The sequence below is a fragment of the Cognatilysobacter bugurensis genome (genome assembly GCF_014652095.1).
In the GTDB taxonomy this organism is placed as follows: domain Bacteria; phylum Pseudomonadota; class Gammaproteobacteria; order Xanthomonadales; family Xanthomonadaceae; genus Cognatilysobacter; species Cognatilysobacter bugurensis.
Genome location: NZ_BMYD01000001.1, coordinates 1276729 through 1294929, shown reverse-complemented (window position 1 = coordinate 1294929; position 18201 = coordinate 1276729). Strand labels below are relative to the sequence as shown.

The 18201-nt window shown below is 69.8% G+C and carries 15 protein-coding genes and 1 tRNA gene; 7 read left to right on the top strand and 9 right to left on the bottom strand.

Going from position 1 to position 18201, the window contains the following annotated elements; all coding sequences use genetic code 11:
* Positions 1–75 precede the first annotated feature (75 nt).
* Complete coding sequence (locus IE075_RS05845; protein WP_308427810.1) at positions 76–915, bottom strand: DUF6689 family protein; 840 nt, start codon at positions 913–915, stop codon at positions 76–78.
* A gap of 242 nt (positions 916–1157) precedes the next feature.
* Here IE075_RS05845 and IE075_RS05840 point away from each other — a divergent pair, with 242 nt between their 5' ends.
* On the top strand, positions 1158–3662 hold the full coding sequence (locus tag IE075_RS05840; RefSeq protein WP_189454174.1) for a S8 family peptidase: 2505 nt from the start codon (positions 1158–1160) through the stop codon (positions 3660–3662).
* Positions 3663–3828: 166 nt separating this feature from the next.
* Here IE075_RS05840 and IE075_RS05835 read toward each other — a convergent pair.
* Positions 3829–3904 (bottom strand) — tRNA-Phe (locus tag IE075_RS05835).
* A 109-nt stretch (positions 3905–4013) separates the two neighbouring features.
* Here IE075_RS05835 and IE075_RS05830 point away from each other — a divergent pair.
* Complete coding sequence (locus tag IE075_RS05830) at positions 4014–4538, top strand: DUF6491 family protein (RefSeq protein ID WP_268244909.1); 525 nt, start codon at positions 4014–4016, stop codon at positions 4536–4538.
* Positions 4539–4566: 28 nt separating this feature from the next.
* On the opposite strand, the gene IE075_RS05825 is transcribed toward IE075_RS05830, so the two are convergent.
* From IE075_RS05825 to ftsY, 4 genes are read right to left on the bottom strand one after another with little or no spacing between them, the layout of a single operon-like run.
* Positions 4567–4839, bottom strand: coding sequence for an oxidative damage protection protein (locus tag IE075_RS05825; RefSeq protein ID WP_189454172.1), 273 nt, complete (start codon positions 4837–4839; stop codon positions 4567–4569).
* Between the two features lie 11 nt (positions 4840–4850).
* Positions 4851–5975: an A/G-specific adenine glycosylase gene (gene mutY, locus IE075_RS05820; RefSeq protein ID WP_189454170.1), complete on the bottom strand. Its 1125-nt coding sequence runs from the start codon at positions 5973–5975 to the stop codon at positions 4851–4853.
* On the bottom strand, positions 5965–7290 hold the full coding sequence (locus IE075_RS05815; RefSeq protein WP_189454168.1) for an AsmA family protein: 1326 nt from the start codon (positions 7288–7290) through the stop codon (positions 5965–5967). Before IE075_RS05815 ends, mutY begins: the two co-directional genes overlap by 11 nt.
* Before the next feature lie 19 nt (positions 7291–7309).
* Positions 7310–8614, bottom strand: coding sequence for a signal recognition particle-docking protein FtsY (gene ftsY / locus IE075_RS05810; RefSeq protein ID WP_189454166.1), 1305 nt, complete (start codon positions 8612–8614; stop codon positions 7310–7312).
* Between the two features lie 66 nt (positions 8615–8680).
* Here ftsY and rsmD point away from each other — a divergent pair, with 66 nt between their 5' ends.
* From rsmD to ggt, 5 genes are all read left to right on the top strand, one after another.
* Positions 8681–9298 (top strand): 16S rRNA (guanine(966)-N(2))-methyltransferase RsmD, encoded by a 618-nt coding sequence (rsmD, locus tag IE075_RS05805; protein WP_189454164.1) that lies wholly within the window; start codon positions 8681–8683, stop codon positions 9296–9298.
* Between the two features lie 98 nt (positions 9299–9396).
* On the top strand, positions 9397–9891 hold the full coding sequence (gene coaD, locus IE075_RS05800; RefSeq protein ID WP_189454162.1) for a pantetheine-phosphate adenylyltransferase: 495 nt from the start codon (positions 9397–9399) through the stop codon (positions 9889–9891).
* A gap of 158 nt (positions 9892–10049) precedes the next feature.
* A complete protein-coding gene (locus tag IE075_RS05795) occupies positions 10050–10553 on the top strand; it encodes a hypothetical protein (RefSeq protein WP_189454160.1) in 504 nt (167 codons plus the stop codon).
* 202 nt (positions 10554–10755) lie between these two features.
* A complete protein-coding gene (locus IE075_RS05790) occupies positions 10756–11007 on the top strand; it encodes a YfhL family 4Fe-4S dicluster ferredoxin (protein ID WP_189454158.1) in 252 nt (83 codons plus the stop codon).
* Complete coding sequence (ggt, locus tag IE075_RS05785) at positions 11007–12758, top strand: gamma-glutamyltransferase (RefSeq protein ID WP_189454156.1); 1752 nt, start codon at positions 11007–11009, stop codon at positions 12756–12758. Before IE075_RS05790 ends, ggt begins: the two co-directional genes overlap by 1 nt.
* Positions 12759–12810: 52 nt before the next feature.
* On the opposite strand, the gene IE075_RS05780 is transcribed toward ggt, so the two are convergent.
* The 3 genes from IE075_RS05780 to imuA are packed head-to-tail and all read right to left on the bottom strand — an operon-like array spanning position 12811 to position 18031.
* Positions 12811–15966, bottom strand: a complete 3156-nt coding sequence (locus tag IE075_RS05780; RefSeq protein ID WP_308427809.1) for an error-prone DNA polymerase — start codon at positions 15964–15966, stop codon at positions 12811–12813.
* 10 nt (positions 15967–15976) lie between these two features.
* Positions 15977–17404 carry a Y-family DNA polymerase gene (locus IE075_RS05775; RefSeq protein WP_189454155.1) on the bottom strand — a complete coding sequence of 476 codons (1428 nt, stop codon included), beginning with the start codon at positions 17402–17404 and terminating at the stop codon, positions 15977–15979.
* 9 nt (positions 17405–17413) lie between these two features.
* Positions 17414–18031 carry a translesion DNA synthesis-associated protein ImuA gene (gene imuA / locus IE075_RS05770; RefSeq protein WP_189454153.1) on the bottom strand — a complete coding sequence of 206 codons (618 nt, stop codon included), beginning with the start codon at positions 18029–18031 and terminating at the stop codon, positions 17414–17416.
* Positions 18032–18201 lie beyond the last annotated feature (170 nt).

The following is an 18201-nucleotide window of genomic DNA, read 5'->3' as shown; positions in this document are numbered from 1 at the left end:
CGGTCAGCCAGTGCCCGAAACGAAACAGCGCCCCGAAGGGCGCTGTTTGAGCTGACGCGCTGCTGCAAGACCGGCTTACTGGCCGAAGTCACGCAGGTAGGCGACGCTGAAGCGCAGCGTGGCAGCGTTCGCGGCAATCTCGCCCGCGTGGTTCGTCACGTCGCGCGAAGCACGCCACTCGTTTGCGAGTGCGCTGCCGCCGCGCTCGAGCGCCCGGGCCTTGAGCGCATCGACGTTCGCGATCGCATCCGCGTAGTCGGCGCGCGCGACAGCGCTTTCGGCGTTGTCGATCAGCGTATCGAAACCGGCCTGCTCGGCCGCCGGCAGTGCATCGACGTTCGTACGCAGGCGCGCGACTTTCTCGGCGACGACGTCGGCAGTCGGGCGCAGGTCGGAAACGATGAGGAACTGCGAGAAGCCGCCGTAGGTGCTGCGCGCGCGCACGCTGCCCTGGGCGATCTCGTCCGTCACGTCACGGAAGCTGCCGCCCAGCGGGGCCTTGAACACACGCAGCGAGCTGCCGACCGTGTAGGGCAGGGCGTGCGTGTGGATTTCCATCCGCCCGGTGTTGCGGAAGCTCAGGCCGCCCGACGCCGGGGGCTCGACCGTGATCATCACCGGCAGTCCGCTCGCGATCTGCGTGAGCGATCCGGCCGGCAGCCGAGCCAGCAGAGTGGGATCGGCAAGGTTGAGCTGCTCGGCGCTGATGCCAACGCTCGCCGCGTTGAGGTTGCTTGCGTCCTGGAACGACAGCGTCACGTCCGCGAGCGACGTCGAGCCGAGACCGATGCGTGCGTGCGCCACGTTGCCGGAGGCCTCGATCGAAACCGGAAGCGCCTGCGCGGCAGCCGTGCCAGCGCCGGCCATAAGCCCGAACGCGAGCGTGAGAGTGGACATCCAACGCTGCTTTGCCATGACACCTGCCCCTGTAGTTGAACCGTAAGAACCGGACCATGGTTCATCCATCGAGCGTAACGGCCGCGTCAATTCCCGTCATTAGGGGAAAACACCCACGGCGCGGTCGTGTTAAGGCCATGTGCGGACAAGTGTGAGGGGAATCCCCCAGCGCCCGTGAAGGGAAATCACGATGGTCGGGGGCGGGCCGGCGGGAGGAGGCTGGAACCGTCCCCTGATGCACTTCCCGGAGTTCGACCGCCATGACCCCACGTCCCTCCCGCAAGACCTTCCGCGTTTGCGCCATCGCCGCCGGTCTCCTCGCAAGTGGCGTCGCCCTCGCCGATGCGCAGCTCGACCCGCAGCTGGTCGAGCGCATGAATTCGTCGAAGGCCCTCGATGAGCTTGCAGTGGTCGTGACGTACAAGCAGTCGACGCCGGTGAGCGCCGCGCAGGTGCAGGCGCTGAAGTCGCTGGGCATCGAAAAGGGCGTCACGATGCGCACGCTGCCCATCGCCGGCGCACTCGCGACCCCGGCCGAGATCAAGGCACTCGCGCAGCGCGACGATGTGGTGTCGATCTTCTGGAACGCGCCGCTGCGCTTCTTCAACAAGGAACAGCGCGAGATCTCCGGCGCCGCTCGCACGGTGCAGAACCCCGGTGATTTCGGCCGCGCGATCCCGTTCAGCGGCGCTGGCGTCGCGGTGATGGTCAACGACTCGGGCATCGACGCGACGCACGACGACCTCAAGCTTGGCCGTAACGTCGTCGAGAACGTGCTCGCGCCGCAGAACATCCTCGCTGAACTCGCCGGCGAGATTGCACCCGGCATCGTGCCAATGACCTACCTCGAGGGGCAGCCGAACACGGACCTCGGCTCCGGCCACGGCACCCACTGCGCGGGCACCGTCGGCGGCACCGGTCAGCGTTCGGGCGGTCTGTATCGCGGCGTCGCGCCCGGCGCGAAGCTCGTGGGCTATGGCTCGGGCGGTGTGCTGTTCATCCTCGATGCGGTCGGTGGCCTCGACTACGCGGCAACGAACCAGTTCAGCTACAGCGCGCCGATCCGCGTGACGAGCAACTCCTGGGGCAGCAGCGGCAAGTTCGATCCGTTGAATCCGGTCAGCATCGCGACCTACGAGCTCTACAAGCGTGGCATCGTCAGCGTCTTCGCGGCCGGCAATGACGGCGCGGGCGAAGACACGCATAACCCGTACGCGCAGGCCCCGTGGGTCATCTCGGTCGGCGCGGGCGAAAAAGACGGCGTGCTGACGTCGTTCTCCTCGCGTGGCAAGCGCGGTGAAACCGCCACGTTCACGATGCCCGACGGCAAGAGCTGGACGTACATCAACGAACCGACGGTCGTCGCGACCGGCGTCGACATCATCTCGACGCGTGCCAACTCGGGCGCACTGCCGCCGCTCGGGGCCGAGCAGGACACGGCGAACCTCGCGCCGGAACACCTGCCGTTCTATACGCACTCGAGCGGCACCTCGATGGCGACCCCGCACGTCGCCGGCGTGGTCGCACTGATGTTCGAAGCAAATCCAAACCTCACTCCTGCGCAGGTCAAGGACATTCTCGAGCGCACCTCGACGAACATGAGCGGCCGCCTGCCGTGGGAAGCGGGCATGGGCCATCTCAACGCCTATGCAGCGGTGGCGGAAGCCGCCGGCGTGCGCAACGGCTTCGGCGCGACGGTCAACGGCTTGCGCGAGTTCAATGCGAATGCACTGCTCGCTCCGGGCGGCGCACCGCAGCCGTTCGAACTGTTCTTCTCGCCGGTCGGCACGCTTGAGGACCACACGTTCACGGTGGAAGAGGGCGTGGCATTCGTGTCGGCGCGCGCGACGATCAGCGACAACACGCTCGCGATCTCGCTCATCGATCCGGACGGCAACCGCTACGGCTCGTCGATCGCGCTTCCGTTGCTGGGTGACACCGTCGTCGCGGGTGCGCCGGGCAAGCCGGGCACGTGGCGCGTGCAGGTGCGCGGCATCGGCTCGGTGTCGGGCCAGGACCTCGACCCCACCAACGCCACCAACGGCTACGGTGCGCCGGGCTTCGTCAATGGCGAGGTCTCGTTCCTGCGCAGCGGCGGCTACACGGGCATGGACGACGTCGCGACCCACCCGGCGCGCACGGCGATCGAATTCGCGGTCGCGAACCGCCTCGTCGACGGGTTCTCCGATCGCAAGTTCCGCCCCGACAGCGCGATCAAGCGCAAGGAACTCGCCGAGTACCTGCTCATGGGTGCAAACGTGCGCCAGCACCTGCCGTTCAATGGTGTGTCGAGCTTCAGCGACCTCGCGCCGGGCACGGAGGCTTACGCGTTCGCCGAGTCGGCCGTGGCCCGCGGCGGCGCGCTGCGCGACCTCACGCAGAGCCAGGACGGCGTGATGGGCACGGTGAGCGGCGCGTTCCGGCCGGATGACGCCGTGACCCGCGTCAGCTTGGCGTACTCGCTGGTGCAGTCGCTTGCACTGCAGAACGAAGCGCGCTCGTTCGACGGCCCGCTGACCGCGTTCTACGACGGCAAGCGCATCCCGCTCGAGGACGCGGCCTCGGTCCCATCCAGCCTGCGCGGCTACGTGCAGTACGCACTCGATCTCGGCCTCATCAACGCCCGCTTCGCGGTGGCGCAGGGCCCGTACGACCTGCAGCCCACGCTGAAGGCGTATTTCGATCCGTCGACCAAGGTCACGCGTGCGGCATACGCCGTGGCCGCCGGTCGCTACATGACGCACTACCAGAGCGCGGAGGACTGAGCGCGCTCGCAACGCTGCGGTGGGAAAAAGCCCGGGCAGGAAGCCCGGGCTTCTTTTTTGCGCCGGGATGCGGCGAACCATCGCGCGCTCGACGCCAGGACGCACAACGAAAAAGGCCGCGATCGCTCGCGGCCTTTGTCGTTCTCGTCACGGTGCGCCACCAAGATGGTGGCCGGGGAGGGAATCGAACCCCCGACACGGGGATTTTCAATCCCCTGCTCTACCAACTGAGCTACCCGGCCGCGCGTCACGGTGTGCCGTGCGAGGTGCGGGATGATACGGGCGGCCGCGCGCAGTGGCAAGCGCGCTCGCGCCGCGAGGATGCAGCGATCGGCTGCGGAGGAGAGTTCGATGAGGCCCGAACCCATGACGCCCCGGCACCGCGCGTCGATTCGACGCCGTGAGACACACCTTGCATGCGCGGCTGTGGCGCTGATGGCGACGCTGAGCGCCGCTGGCTGTGCAACCGATTCACGGCTGCGCGAGGGCGAGCGCAAGGCGCTGTACCTGCAGCACGCCGGCGCACCCGTCCCGAGCTTTCGTCACATCGGCTCGATCAACGGCTGGACACCGCTCGGCGACGACATGCTCGCGATCTGGACTCGTCCGAGCGAGGCGGTGCTGCTCACGCTCAACGGTCCGTGCCCCGAACTGGATTTCGCCACGGCGATCTCGCTCACGAGCCAGTTCCGCACCGTGTACGCGAAGTTCGACCGGGTGGTGCCGATCGGCTCGATCGGATCCGCGAGCATTGTCATTCCATGCCCGATCCGCGAGATCCGCCCGCTCGACGTGCGTGCGTTGCGCGATGCGCAGCGCGAGATGCGCAAGGACGTGCGCGAGGCGCCGCGCGACGAAGCGGCCCCGGCGCGATAAACCGCAGCGGCCGGTTCGTCTTCGGCCCTCAGTCCGCTGGCGGCACGTAGCCGGCGGGCGCTTCGGCGCCGCCGCCGAACAGGAACTTCTCCATCTCGCCTTCGAGGAATGCCCGGTGCTTCGGGTCCATGGGAGACAGGCGGTTCTCGTTGATGAGCATCGTCTGGTGCGCCAGCCATGCGGCCCATGCGCGCTTGCCGATCGACGCATACACGCGCTTGCCGAGCGGGCCAGGCCAGGGCACGAAATCAAGGCCGTCGGTGTCGCTCTTGTCGTACTCGCAATGCACAGTGCGGGGCATCGGGTGGCCTCTCAGTCAGTTGATTCGAGCAGTCGGCGCACGGGCGCGGGCAGGCCGACATCCGCCAGCGCATCACGCGGGGTCCAGCGCAGGGCTTCATTGTCGGCCACGCGTGCACTCAGGCGCACGTTCCGCCATCGCAGCGGATGCAGGTCGAGGCGGTAGTGGCTGAACCCGTGCGCGAGGACGGGGCGAACCTCCGGCGGCACCGTCGAAGGTTCGAGATGGGCGTGCAGCCATGCGTCCACCGCCGCGGGGTCCGCGTCCACGAGCGGCAGGGACCACAGCGACGCCCACACGCCGGTGGGCGGACGCCGTTCGAGCAGCACGCGGCCCTCGGTGTCTTCCAGCCACAGCGCGTGCGCGTGCCTTTGGGGCAGCGTTTTGCCGGGCCGCGGCGTCGGCAGCTCCTCGGTGCGGCCGTCGCGGCGCGCGATGCACAGCGGTGCGAGCGGGCATAGCAGGCAGGCCGGGTTTGCCCGCGTGCACACCGTAGCGCCGAGGTCCATCTGCGCCTGGGTGTAGTCGGGCATCGTCGCGGTCTTCAGCACGGCGTCGTCGACATGCGCTTCGGCGCAGATCCACAGGCGCTTTTCGACCGCCGGCAGCCCGGGCCAGCCCTCGATGCCGTGCACCCGCGCGAGCACGCGTTTGACGTTGCCATCGAGGATCGCGTGTCGATCGCCCCAGGCCTGCGACAGGATCGCCGCCGCCGTGCTGCGGCCGATGCCGGGAAGCGCCACGAGCGCATCGAGGTCGCGCGGCAGCTCGCCGCCGTGCTGTTCCACACAGCGCCGCGCCGCCGCGTGGAGATTGCGTGCGCGGGCGTAGTAGCCGAGGCCCGACCACAACGCGAGCACGCGATCGAGCGAGGCGTCGGCGAGGGACGGCAGGTCGGGCAGCGCGTCGACGAAGCGCTGGAAGTACGGCACCGCCGTGCGCACCTGCGTCTGCTGAAGCATGATTTCCGAGAGCCAGACGCGATACGGCGTGCGCGGGTGCTGCCAGGGCAGGTCATGCCGACCGCCGCGCGAGTGCCAGGCAAGCAGGCGCTGCGCGAACGTTGCCTCCCCATTCGCGGCTGTTGGGCGGGTTGCAGCGCGTTTGGTTGGAGGCTTTGGGACGTCAGCGGCCATCGGCTGCCCCGCGCGAATCGCGGCCCGGGTTGGAATCTCCGGAGGTCTCTACGGTGTCGGCATCGGTCGCAGCGGCGGGCGGGCGGTCCGTCGGGTCTTCCTCGATCACCACTTCCACGCCTTCGAGCGTCGCGCCCGCAATTTCGATTCGGTCGGCGCTCATGCGGCCGGACAGCGGCGGCAGCGGGGAGCCTGCGGCGCGTGTGTCGTTCCAGGCGAGTATCTCCGGCAACGAGAACGCCGTGTCGACGGACGCGCCTTCGTGTCGCGCCTCGAGCTGGGCGATCCCGGACAGATCGAGCGGCCCCGCGTACGCGAGCGCGAAGGGCACGGCAGTGCGCGGGCGGCCCAACGGTGCGGGCAGGGCGGGCCACGCCGCCGGCCATTGCGCCAACATTCCATCGAGTTCGACAGCGAGCTGCCGGTTCCAGGCAAAGCTGCCGCCTGCGTCGAGCGTGGGCACGACGCCTTCGCCGCGCAGCGCCAAGCCCGCGCGCTCCAGGCGCAGCCCTTTGTCGACGTGGAGCCGGCCGGCAAGTCCGGCGGTGAACGGGACAGTGCGGGTATCGTCGATCAGGCGCGCGACAGCGCCGAAGCGCAGATCGTCGAGGCGCGCCGGTTCGGCGCCCAGTCGCAGCTGCCCCTGCGCATGCACCGTCGCTGGCAGGCGCCAGTTCGGCGCGGTCGCTTCGAGCGTGCCGCGAAGCGTCGCCTGCGCGTCGCCCGTAGGGCGCGACATCGCCAGCGAAAGGTCAAACGGCGCTCGCATGTCGGCAATGTGCAGGGTGCCGGAAAGGTCCGCATCGACGGGGCGCCGGGGTTCGACGTGCGGCGTGTCCAGCGACAGGCCATCGATGCGCCAACCGTCGTCGACGACTGCGCTGCGCCGCACCTGCAGGCCGTTCGTGAGCGTCGGAATCCGAGGTGCGGCCGCGGGCGGTCGCGTCGCTTGCCAGCGCCGCAACGCGGGAAGGTCGAGGGTGGCGTCGTCGACTTCGAGTCGGGTCGCGGCGAGCACGTCGCCTCCGGCGCGCAGCGTGGACCACGGCAGGGCAATGTCGAGGCGTCCTGCCCGGAACAGCGCGTGGGGCGCGCCAGGCTGGCGTGCGACGAGGTCACGCACGACGAGTCGCGGCTCACCGCGCAGGCGGTATTCGCCGATGCCGCTCGCGGTGAGCTCCAAGCCCAGCGCGGCGCCGACGCCGTCGAGCACGGTGGAGGTCACTCGTTGCGGGCGCGAGGCCCAATGCAGCACGGCACCAAGCGCGAGCAGCGCGGCCAGCAGGGCAAGCAGCCAGCGCGAGCGGCGCGTCACGGCGCGTGTGGATGCGGGGTCAGGCCGGCGCCGGCGCGCTGCCGAGCGATTCGGGCAGCAGCGCGTCGACGAACGCCTCGGCATCGAACACGCGCAGGTCTTCCGGCCGCTCGCCGATGCCAGCAAAGCGGATCGGAATGCCGAACTCGCGGGCAAGCGCGAACACGACGCCGCCCTTCGCGGTGCCGTCGAGTTTGGTCACGACGAGGCCGGTCACACCGACGGCTGCCTTGAACTGGCGCAGCTGGTTGAGCGCGTTCTGGCCGGTGGTGCCGTCGATGACGAGCAGCACTTCATGGGGTGCGTCCGCGTCGAGTTTCTGGATCACGCGCTTGATCTTGCCGAGCTCGGCCATGAGGCCCTGCTGCGTGTGCAATCGGCCGGCGGTGTCGGCGATCAGCACCTGGATGCCGCGCGCCTTCGCCGCCTGCACCGCGTCGTACGCGACCGATGCCGCATCCGCGTTCTGCCCCTGCGCGATCACCGCCACGCCGTTGCGCTCGCCCCAGGCCTGCAGCTGGGCGACCGCCGCGGCGCGGAACGTGTCGCCCGCGGCGAGCATCAACGTGCGGCCTTCGCTCTTGAAGCGGTGGGCGAGCTTGCCGATCGTCGTGGTCTTGCCGACGCCGTTGACGCCGACGGTGAGCAGCACGAACGGCTGCGTGCCAGCATCGATTTCCAGCGGCACCGCGACCGGCTTGAGCATCGCGATCAGGTCCGCACGCAGCGCCGTGAGCAGCCCCTGCGCATCGGCGAACTCGCGCGCCTTCATCCGCTTGCGCAGGCTCTCGACGAGCTGCGTGGTCGCGGTGACGCCTACGTCGGCCGTGATCAGCGCGGTCTCGATCTCGTCGAGCAGGTCATCGTCCAGGCGCGGGTTGCGCGAGAACACGCTGCCGATGCTGCGCGCGAGCGCGGTGCCGCCGAGGCGTTCGCGCCAGGCGGCCTTGTTCGCGGCGGTGTCGGCCGCGATCTGCTCGGGCGTGCGGAACTGGAGCTTGGAGAAGTCGGGGATCGACGGCGCGGGGCGCGGAGCAAGCGCGGGGATCGGCACCGGAGCCGGTGCCGGCGCCGCGGCAGGCACGCCGGCGGCCTCGGCCTCCATTGCGGCGCCGACGACATCGGGCGGCAACGGTGCGGACATCGGGGGCGCGGGGCGCTCGGCCGTGGCGGGCGCATCGTTCGGTACCACTGGGTGCGCAGCCGGCGTTGCGGGCGCGGGCTCGCGCACCTGCGCATCGGGAAACGCGGCCGCCAGTTCCTCCGTGCTGTAACGGCGCTCGGGCGCCGGTTCCGGCTTCTTTTTACGGAAAAAACTGACCATTCGGGGCGTCGTTGAGCGAATGCGCGAGAATCGGCACATGCTAGCACTGGCCCCCCGGCACCCCCGATGAACCGCCCGCGCCGACCCGACACCGCCCGCGCGCCTGCGCGTCCAACCAGCAGCGCATCCGGCAAGGTGCGCCTCATCGGCGGCCGCTGGCGTGGCAGTCGCCTCGACGTACCCAACGCCGACGGACTGCGGCCCACGAGCGACCGCGTGCGCGAGACGCTTTTCAACTGGCTCATGCCGGCGTTGCCCGGCGCCCGCGTGCTCGACCTGTTCGCCGGCAGCGGCGCGCTCGGTTTCGAGGCGGTCTCGCGCGGCGCGGGGCACGCGGTGCTGGTCGAGCGCGATGCGACACTCGCGAGTGCGTTGCGCGCGGCGGCGACACGGCTCGGCGCGGGCGCGTCGATCGATGTGGTGCATGCGGATGCGCTCGCGTGGCTGTCGCGCGCCGAAGCCGCCCGCTTCGACATCGCGTTCGTCGATCCGCCGTTTGCCGTCGGGCTCTGGGATGCGGCGCTCGCGGCGGTCTCGCCTGCGCTCGCGGCCGATGCCTGGCTGTATGTCGAAGCCTCGAACAATGCCGCGTGGGCTGTGCCTGCCGGCTGGCGCGTGCATCGCGAGGGCGCGACGCGTGAGGTGCGCTACGTGCTGCTGCGTCGCGTCGACGAGTGCGCATAAGCTTCGGCAGCGGCGTAGCGCGTTGCGCGGCCAGCAGGCGCTGAGCCCGCTGCTACACTCGCGCCGCCGCCGGCACCGCCGCGTTTGATTGATTCGACATGAGTCCGGACCGCCACCGCATCGCCGTTTATCCCGGCACGTTCGACCCGATCACGAACGGGCACGTGGACCTCGTCAACCGCGCCGCGAAGCTGTTCGACCGGCTCGTCATTGGCGTTGCCGAGAGCCCGGGCAAGGGGCCGGCCATGCCGCTCGCGCTGCGCGTCGATCTCGCTCGGCAGGCCGTCGCGCATCACTCGCACGTCGAGGTGCGCGGCTTCAACTCGTTGCTCGCGCACTTCGTCGACGAGGTGGGCGCGGGCGTGCTGCTGCGCGGTCTGCGCGCGGTGTCGGACTTCGAGTACGAATTCCAGCTCGCAAGCATGAATCGCCACCTGATCCCGGACGTCGAGACCCTGTTCCTGACGCCCGCGGAGCAGTACGGGTTTATTTCCTCATCGCTCGTGCGCGAGATCGCGCGCCTCGGCGGAGACGTCGCGGGCTTCGTGCCACCGCCGGTCACCTCCGCGTTGCAGGCGCATTTCGGCCGTTGATCGCGTGGCATTACGGTGATGGCAGGCGGTCGAGCCTGCTCCGGCCGATCACCGTAGAATGGCCCGGCGCTACGGCGCCGACCGCGTGCGGCCTGCCCAGGCTGGCCCGCACGGCACGGATGCCGCCGTCCACTCCCAACCCGACCATGGGGAACCGCATGAAACAGACCACCCGCGCGCTGCTGATCGCCTGCCTTGCCCTGCCGTTCGTCGTCGCCTGCCAGAAGGACGAGGCCGCACCGCAGGAAGAGGCCGCCGTTGTACAGGCGCCTTTGACCGCTCCGACCACCGACGACGAAGCGGCGTGGGGCGAGTACCTCGTCGAAGTCGTCAAGCGCAACATGGAGGGCGTCACGTCGAGCCCGTACCTGTACACGCTGCCGGCCGAGACGTCGCCGGACTTCCAGGGCTACTACGACCGCCAGCTCGAAAAGGCGCAGGTCGACATCCAGCGCGGCATCCTCGAAGGCAACCTGCTGGCCTACGGCGGCCCGTCGTCGGGCAAGATCGCCGACCTCGTGATCGCCGCGTTCCAGAAGGCGCAGCCGGGTTCGATGAAGGGTGTGAAGGTGCTGTTCATCGGCAAGCCCGAGGACGACGCGCGCGTGCAGGCGGCGGTTGCGCCGGCCGGCGTGGACTACAAGTTCGTCGAAGCGAAGTAATCGCTCGCAGCTCCGGTCGCTCGACGCCGCCGGAGCTCGGTGGCGGTTCTGCGCCGCCGTCAGCGTGGTCGTCGGCCACGCCGCGACCGAGCGTTCCAGCCACGGGCGCGTCGCGCCCGCGGTGTCCGTGCCAGACTGGCGGTCCTCGCCCGGCACTGCGCCTTGTGGCGCACCACGGCGGCCTCACGCCGCTGACGATGCAATGTCCCTCAAGATCAACGACCTCTGCGTGAACTGCGACGTCTGCGAGCCGGCCTGTCCGAACCAGGCGATCTCGCAGGGCGAGTCGATCTACGTGATCGATCCGGCGCGCTGCACTCAATGCGTGGGCCATTTCGACGAGCCGCAGTGCGTCGTCGTGTGCCCGGTCGAGTGCATCGACCCCGATCCGGCCCACCCCGAAAACGAGACGCAGCTGCTCGCGAAACTGGCGCGCCTGCAGGAGACCCCCTGATGCGATCGATGCCGCGTGCCGCCGTTCTCGCCCTGGCGCTGTTGTCCGGATGTGCGACGGCGCCGCCCGCGGCCATCGCCCCTGCGCCGGTCGCTGCGGCGCGCACCGCGCCGGCGCCGGCCGCGACCACGCCGCCGGGCACTGCGATCGCGAGTGCGCATGTGCTGGCGACGCAAGCCGGGCTCGACATGATCCGCCAGGGCGGCAATGCGTTCGACGCGGCGATCGCGGTGTCGGCGACGCTGTCGGTCGTCGAGCCGGTGAGCTCCGGCATCGGCGGCGGTGGGTTCTTCTTGCTGCATGACGCGAAAACCGGTCGCGACGTGTTCGTCGACGCGCGCGAAGTCGCGCCGGAGTCCGCCTCGCCTGAGGCCTATCTCGATGCGAAGGGCGATCTCGACCGTGACCGCGCGACGAACGGCCCGTGGTCGGCCGGGATCCCGGGCCTGCCGGCCGCGCTCGTGCACCTGAGCGAAAAGTACGGCCGCCTGCCGCTGTCGACGACACTCGCCCCCGCGATCCGCGTGGCGCGCGAGGGCTTCGAGGTCTATCCACGGCTCGAGAAGGGCTACGCGAGCCGGCGCGAGGTCATGGAGCGCTACCGCGGCACGCGCGAGGTGTTCCTCGCGGACGGCACGCCACCGGTGACGGGCGAGATGCTGCGCCAGCCCGATCTTGCCCGCACGTTCGAGCTGCTTGCGAAGGAAGGCTTCGACGGTTTTTACCGTGGCGACGTGGCCGCGAAGCTGCTCGCATCGGTCAAGGAAGAAGGCGGGCGCTGGACCGCGCAGGAGCTCGCGGGCTACCGCGTGCACGAGCGCGAGCCACTGCGCTTCGAGTACCGCGACTGGCGCGTGACCACCGCGCCGCCGCCGTCGTCGGGCGGCGTGGCGATCGCGCAGATGCTGCAGATGCTCGAAGGCTGGGATCTCAAGGAGCTCGAGCCCGCAAAGCGCACGCACCTCATCGTCGAGTCGATGCGGCGCGCGTATCGCGACCGCACGATCTTTCTTGGCGATCCGGACTTCGTAAAGGTGCCGGTGCAGCGCTTGATCGACCCGGCGTACGCCGCCGGCTGGCGGGCGTCGATCCATCCCGAGAAAGCACTGCCGAGTGCGATGCTCGCCGGCACGCCGGCGCCGCTCGAGGACGAGGACACCACGCATTTTTCGATCATCGACGGCGAAGGCAATCGCGTGTCGGCGACGCAGACGATCAACCTTACGTACGGTTCGGGCCTCGTCGCGCCGGGCACGGGCGTGCTGCTCAACAACGAGATGGACGACTTCGCGCTCAAGCCGGGCACGCCGAATGCATTCGGCGTGATGGGCTTCGAGGCGAACGCGCCGGTGCCCGGCAAGCGCATGCTGAGCTCTATGACGCCGAGCTGGATCGAGTCCGATGCGAAGCTCGCCGTGATGGGCGCGCCCGGCGGCAGCCGCATCATCACGCAGGTGCTGCAGGCGATCCTCGCGTACGACATGGGCATGGATGCGCAGGCGGTCGCCGCATTGCCGCGCGTGCATCACCAGTGGTTGCCCGACGTGATCGCGGCCGAGCCCGGCGCGCTCGGGCCCGAGGTGATCGCGCTGCTCAAGGCGATGGGTCACACGGTCAACGCCGGTGAAAACACCTGGGGCAACCTGCAGACGGTCGCGTGGGACAAGCGCGCGGACACGCTCTCGGGCGGCACCGATCCGCGCAATCCGGTCGGCGAGGCGGCGGTGCTGCTGGAAGCGGAAGCGCCGTAACGTCCCGACGGCCTGCGGGACGTCTGCGTCGCGTGGGCGAAACCCCGGGGCTTCAGTGGAAGTCACGCGAGCGGGTCGAGAGTTCGGGCAGCAACGCCCCCAGATCCTCGAAGCGCGCAGCGATGATGTGCTGCACGCCTTCGACCCGTTCGAGCCGGCCGCTGACCTTGAGCAGCCGCGCTTCGACGACTTCGCGCCGCTGCCGCTCGGCGAGCGCGCGCCAGACCACGATGTTGAACAGTCCGTCCTCGTCCTCGAGCGTGAGAAAGGTGACGCCGCTCGCCGTGCCCGGCCGCTGGCGCAACGTGACGAGGCCTGCCACGCGCACGTGGCGGCCGTGCGGCATCCGCGCGAGCTCGGAGGAGCGCCGGCATCCGCGTGCGCGCAGTGCGCTGCGGATCTGCGCGAGCGGGTGGCGGCCGAGCGTGGTGCCGGTGAGCGCGTAATCGGCGTGCACGTCGTCGCGCGCACTCGGCCGCGGCAGCGACGGCGCGGATTCCTCGACGCCGATGCCCGCCAACAACGGCAGTTGTGTCTCCACGCCCGCGATCGCCCAGCGCGCGCGGTGACGGTGACCGCCGGCCAGCGCCTTGAGCGCGCCGGCATCGGCAAGCAGTGCGCGCGCCTTTGCATCGAGCCGCGCACGCACGACGAGGTCATCGATGCCGGCAAACGTCGCCTGCTCGCGTGCGGCCACGAGGCGCTCGGCGCTTGCGCAATCGAATCCATTGACGAGCCGGAACCCCATGCGGACCGCGTAGTTCGCATCGAGCGCATCGTCGTCGATGCGTGGGCCCGGCCGACTGCGGGGATCGGCTTCGAGCGTGCAGTCCCATTCGCTGTAGCGCACGTCGACCGGGCGCACTACGATGCCATGCCGACGCGCGTCCTGCAGCAGCTGGTCGGCCGAGTAGAAGCCCATCGGCATCGAATTGATGACGCTCGCCGCGAACGCGGCCGGGTAACGGCACTTGAGCCAGCAGCTCACGTAGGTGATGAGCGCGAAGCTCGCCGCGTGCGATTCGGGAAATCCATAGCTGCCGAAGCCCTTGATCTGCTCGAACAGACGCTCGGCGAAGTCCAGCGGGTAGCCGCGTTCGAGCATGCCCTTGAGCAGTTGATCGCGGTACGGCTCGAGGCCGCCGTGGCGCTTCCATGCCGCCATCGAGCGGCGCAGCGCGTCGGCCTCGCCGGGCTTGAAGCCTGCGGCGTGGATCGCGATCTGCATCACCTGCTCCTGGAACAGCGGCACGCCGAGCGTGCGCTTGAAGATCGCCTCGAGCTGCGGGCTTGGGTAGGTGACGGGCTCGAGGCCGCGGCGACGGCGCAGGTAGGGATGCACCATGTCGCCCTGGATCGGGCCGGGGCGCACGATCGCGACCTGGATCACGAGGTCATAGAAGCAGACCGGCTGCATGCGCGGCAGCATCGACATCTGCGCACGCGATTCGATCTGGAACACGCCGATCGTGTCGGCGCGGCCGATCATTTCGTATGTCGGTGCGTCGTCGGCGGGAATCGTCGCCATTGCATAGCGCGGGTGGCCGTGGCGCTCGAGCAGTTCGAACGTCTTGCGCACCGCAGTGAGCATGCCGAGCGCAAGGCAGTCGACCTTGAGGATGCCGAGCGCATCAAGATCGTCCTTGTCCCATTGCACGACCGTGCGCCCGGCCATCGCGGCGTTCTCGACCGGCACGATGCCCTCGAGGCTGCGTTCGCTGATCACGAAGCCGCCCGGGTGCTGTGATAGATGGCGCGGGAAGCCGGTGAGTTCGGCCGCGAGTTCGAGGATCTGCCGCATCAGCGGCGAGGCTGCGTCGAAGCCTTGCTCGGCAATGCGTGCATCCGACACCTCGCCGCTGCTCCAGCGATCGGCTGCGCGCGTGAGTTCGTCTATCTGGTCCGGCGGCAGGCCGAACACGCGGGCGACATCGCGCATCGCGCCGCGGGTCCGGTAGTGACTGACGACGGCAGTGAGCGCCGCGCGCGTGCGGCCGTAGCGTTCGAACACGTATTGCAGCACCTCCTCGCGGCGCTCGTGCTCGAAGTCGACGTCGATGTCGGGCGCCTCCTTGCGCTCCTTCGAGATGAAGCGCTCGAACAGCAGCTCCATGCGCGCAGGGTCCACCTCGGTGATGCCGAGCGCGAAGCACACCGCCGAGTTCGCGGCCGAGCCGCGGCCCTGGCAGAGGATGCCGCGGCCGCGCGCGAACGCGACGATGTCGTGCACGGTGAGGAAGTACGGCTCGTAGCCGAGCTCGGCGATCACCGAAAGTTCGTGTTCAATGCTCGCGCGCACCTTCGCCTCGCAGCCGTCGGGCCAGCGGCGCTGCACGCCTTCCTCGGCGAGTGCGCGCAGCCAGGAGGTCGGCGTTTCGCCGGCGGGTACGAGTTCGCGCGGGTATTCGTAACGCAGCGATTTCAGGTCGAAACGGCAGCGATCGGCGATGCGCAGCGTCTCGGCAAGCAGGTCGGCCGGATAGATCGCGCCGAGCGCCTCGCGGATACGCAGGTGGCGCTCGCCGTTCGGAAACAGCCGCGCGCCGGCTTCGCCGAGCGTGGTGCGGTGGCGCACGCAGGTGAGCACGTCCTGCAGGCGGCGACGCGCCCGCACGTGCATGTGCACGTCGCCGCTTGCGACGAGCGGCAGGTGGTGGTGCGCGCCGAGTTCACGGAGGTGTTGCAGGCGTTGCGCGTCGTCGACGCCGCGGTGCAGTTCGACCGCGATCCACGTGCGCGACGGGAAATGTGTATGCAGCCAGGCGGCATGCGCTTCGTCGGCTTCGTCGAGCGTGGGAAGCCACAGCGCGAGCAGGCTGTCGCAGCCCGCATCGAAATCCGCACGCAGGAGGCGGTACGTGCCCTTGGTTGCACGCCGTCGCGCGGCGGTGACCATGCGGCATAGCGCTTCGTAGCCGCGCAGGTTCTCGACGAGCAGCACGAGGCGCGGGCCGTCGTCGATCGGCATCTCGCTGCCGACGATGAGCGGCACGCCGGCCTCACGCGCGGCCTCCCAGGCGCGCACGATGCCGGCGAGCGAGCATTCGTCGGTGATCGCGAGCGCGCGATAGCCGAGCTGCTGCGCACGCGCGAACAGTTCGCGCGCGGTCGAGGCGCCGCGCTGGAAGCTGAAGGCCGACAGGCAATGCAGCTCGGCGTAGTCGCGCACGGGCCGGCTCATGCGAACAAACTCATGCGACAAGCTCATTTAATCGGGCTCATGCAAACCAGCCGTGCACCATGAGCCCGTCGCGACGGCCTGCATCGCAGAACACCCATGCGAGCTGGCCGCGGGCAGTTTCGATGAGGTAGTAATCGCGCCGCACGTCACCGCCGTCCCACCAGCCCGATTCGATGCGTTCGGGGCCGCTGAGCACACGCGCAACGCCGTGGCGCAGCGGTTGGGGTTTGCGCAGCAGCCAGCCGGGGCGACTGCCGCCCGGGGTCGGCAGCAGGTGCGGCGTTGGCGAGGCATCGCGCGCGGAATACGCATGCCACGCACGTTCGGGACGGTGGTCGGCGCGGCTTTCGAGCGTGAGCACGGACTCGTCGCCGAGCTTCGCGCGCAGACGCTCGCGCAGTTGCGGCCACGGCAGCCCGTGCTGCGGGCGCGGGTCGAACAAATCGCGCCGATCAGGCACGAACGGCGGCAGGGCATCGGCGTGCAGCTCGAAACCGATCACCGGCGCGGGCAGGCGCGCCTGTTCAAGCCGGCCGCGTGCGAGTTCGAACAGCATCGTCGCATCGCGCTCGGGCGCGAGCAGACCGACGGGCACTTCGCTCGTTGCATGGCGGTCGTGCTCGAGCACGAGCACGAAACGCGCGACGCCGCCGTCGCGTGCGCGCAGGTAGGCCGCGAGGTCCGCGGTCAATCGGCGCAGCGGGAATAGCAGCGCCTGGCTCGATTCGACCTCGTGGCCGAGCTCGATGCGCGCGCGAAAACCCTCAGCGGGCCGGTGGCAGAGCAGGGGCTCGTCGACGTGGCCGCACAGGCGATCGAGCTGGCGCAGCAGCGCGTCGCCGCAGCGTCGGCCGAGCGCCGCACGCGGTTGCGCGAGCACTGCACCGAGATCGCGCAGGCCCATGCGCTGCAGCGTACGCACGGCATCGACGGGCAGGCCGGCGCGCTCGACCGGCACGCGTGCGAGATGCGCGTGCAATACGTCGGCATCGGCCGCGAGGCCGTCGCGCACGCGGGCGAACGCATGCGCAGCCCACGGATTCGGTGCGGCCACGAGCCGATGCGTGAAACCCATCGCCTGCAGCTCGCGCCGCCATTGCGGTTCGAGCGTGTGCCAGTCGCCAAACAACTTGCGGCTGCGTCCGATCTCGAGCACCACCGCATGCGCGAACGCGAGCGTCACCTGCGAGCTGTAGCCGTAGGCCCAGTGCGCCAGCAGTTCGCGCGCGTGTTCGACCGCGGCGGGATCGAGCTCGACGCGCTCGAAGTCGTCGGCGATCGCCTGCGCCGTCGCCCACGGTTGGCCCGAGCGCAGGCCGAGCGCACGCGCGGCGTCGTTCGCCGCATGCACGATGCGGCGCGTCGCTGGGCCGCTCAGCAGGACGAGCGGGTGCTGCGGATCCGGACGTGTGCGCAGCACGACGTCCAATGCCAGGCGCGGCAACAGCAGGCAGGCCCACTGCATCGGCAGGTCTCAGTGCGCACGCGCGAACGCGATCGGCTGCGGCGGCGCGAGCCCGCCGCGGCACTTGAGCACGCGCAGCTGGCGCGGCACGCGGTCGACAGCGATGCGCAGCGCGGCCGGTGACGGATTTGCCGCGGCCTCGACGGGGCGTAATGCGAAGCCGAGGCTGCGGCCGCTTTCGGCTGCGACCTGCAGGCGCCTGAGCGCGCGGTCGTCGACGCGCTGCGGCCAGAACACGACCGCGGCGCATGCCCCCGAGCGCAGGCATTGTTCGACCGCCCACAGCGCCTGCTTCGGCGGCGCCTGCAGCAGGTGCAGGCGCTCGAGCACGACGCCGGCCGCGCGCCACGCCGGGGCAAACGGCACGCACGGCGGGTCGACGAGGACGATTTCGCCTTGCGCCTGCGAAAGCTGCGCGAGCGCGGGCCACAGCAGCGAGAGTTCGCCGAGGCCGGGCTCGGACAACAGCAGTTCGCTGAGTGCACCGCGCGGCCAGCCGCCGGTCGGCAGCGCGGCATCGAGCGCCGCATGGCCTGTGGGCTGCGCCGATGCCGGTGCGGCGACAGGGCGGCCACGCCAGATGCGGCGTGCATCAAGCAAGTCATCGAGGGCGACGACTGCGCCCATCAGCGCGGGCTCCGCGTCGACGCTGGCCGTACAAGCACCTTAAGTGCGCACCGATACCCCGGCACGAAAACAAGCGCCGTGGTCGCTATGCGGCGCGTGGATGCAGCGCTCTCACCTTCGTGCGCGCATGCGATCGAAGTACATGATGGATGCGTCACAAGCGCATGCAT

What these genes read in the sequence shown, in the direction of transcription:
- IE075_RS05845 (WP_308427810.1), bottom strand. Translation starts at nt 915, where the DNA reads ATGGCAAAGCAGCGTTGGATGTCCACTCTCACGCTCGCGTTCGGGCTT.
- IE075_RS05840 (WP_189454174.1), top strand. Translation starts at nt 1,158, where the DNA reads ATGACCCCACGTCCCTCCCGCAAGACCTTCCGCGTTTGCGCCATCGCC.
- IE075_RS05830 (WP_268244909.1), top strand. Translation starts at nt 4,014, where the DNA reads ATGAGGCCCGAACCCATGACGCCCCGGCACCGCGCGTCGATTCGACGC.
- IE075_RS05825 (WP_189454172.1), bottom strand. Translation starts at nt 4,839, where the DNA reads ATGCCCCGCACTGTGCATTGCGAGTACGACAAGAGCGACACCGACGGC.
- mutY (WP_189454170.1), bottom strand. Translation starts at nt 5,975, where the DNA reads ATGGCCGCTGACGTCCCAAAGCCTCCAACCAAACGCGCTGCAACCCGC.
- ftsY (WP_189454166.1), bottom strand. Translation starts at nt 8,614, where the DNA reads ATGGTCAGTTTTTTCCGTAAAAAGAAGCCGGAACCGGCGCCCGAGCGC.
- rsmD (WP_189454164.1), top strand. Translation starts at nt 8,681, where the DNA reads ATGAACCGCCCGCGCCGACCCGACACCGCCCGCGCGCCTGCGCGTCCA.
- coaD (WP_189454162.1), top strand. Translation starts at nt 9,397, where the DNA reads ATGAGTCCGGACCGCCACCGCATCGCCGTTTATCCCGGCACGTTCGAC.
- IE075_RS05795 (WP_189454160.1), top strand. Translation starts at nt 10,050, where the DNA reads ATGAAACAGACCACCCGCGCGCTGCTGATCGCCTGCCTTGCCCTGCCG.
- IE075_RS05790 (WP_189454158.1), top strand. Translation starts at nt 10,756, where the DNA reads ATGTCCCTCAAGATCAACGACCTCTGCGTGAACTGCGACGTCTGCGAG.
- ggt (WP_189454156.1), top strand. Translation starts at nt 11,007, where the DNA reads ATGCGATCGATGCCGCGTGCCGCCGTTCTCGCCCTGGCGCTGTTGTCC.
- IE075_RS05780 (WP_308427809.1), bottom strand. Translation starts at nt 15,966, where the DNA reads ATGAGCTTGTCGCATGAGTTTGTTCGCATGAGCCGGCCCGTGCGCGAC.
- IE075_RS05775 (WP_189454155.1), bottom strand. Translation starts at nt 17,404, where the DNA reads ATGCAGTGGGCCTGCCTGCTGTTGCCGCGCCTGGCATTGGACGTCGTG.
- imuA (WP_189454153.1), bottom strand. Translation starts at nt 18,031, where the DNA reads ATGGGCGCAGTCGTCGCCCTCGATGACTTGCTTGATGCACGCCGCATC.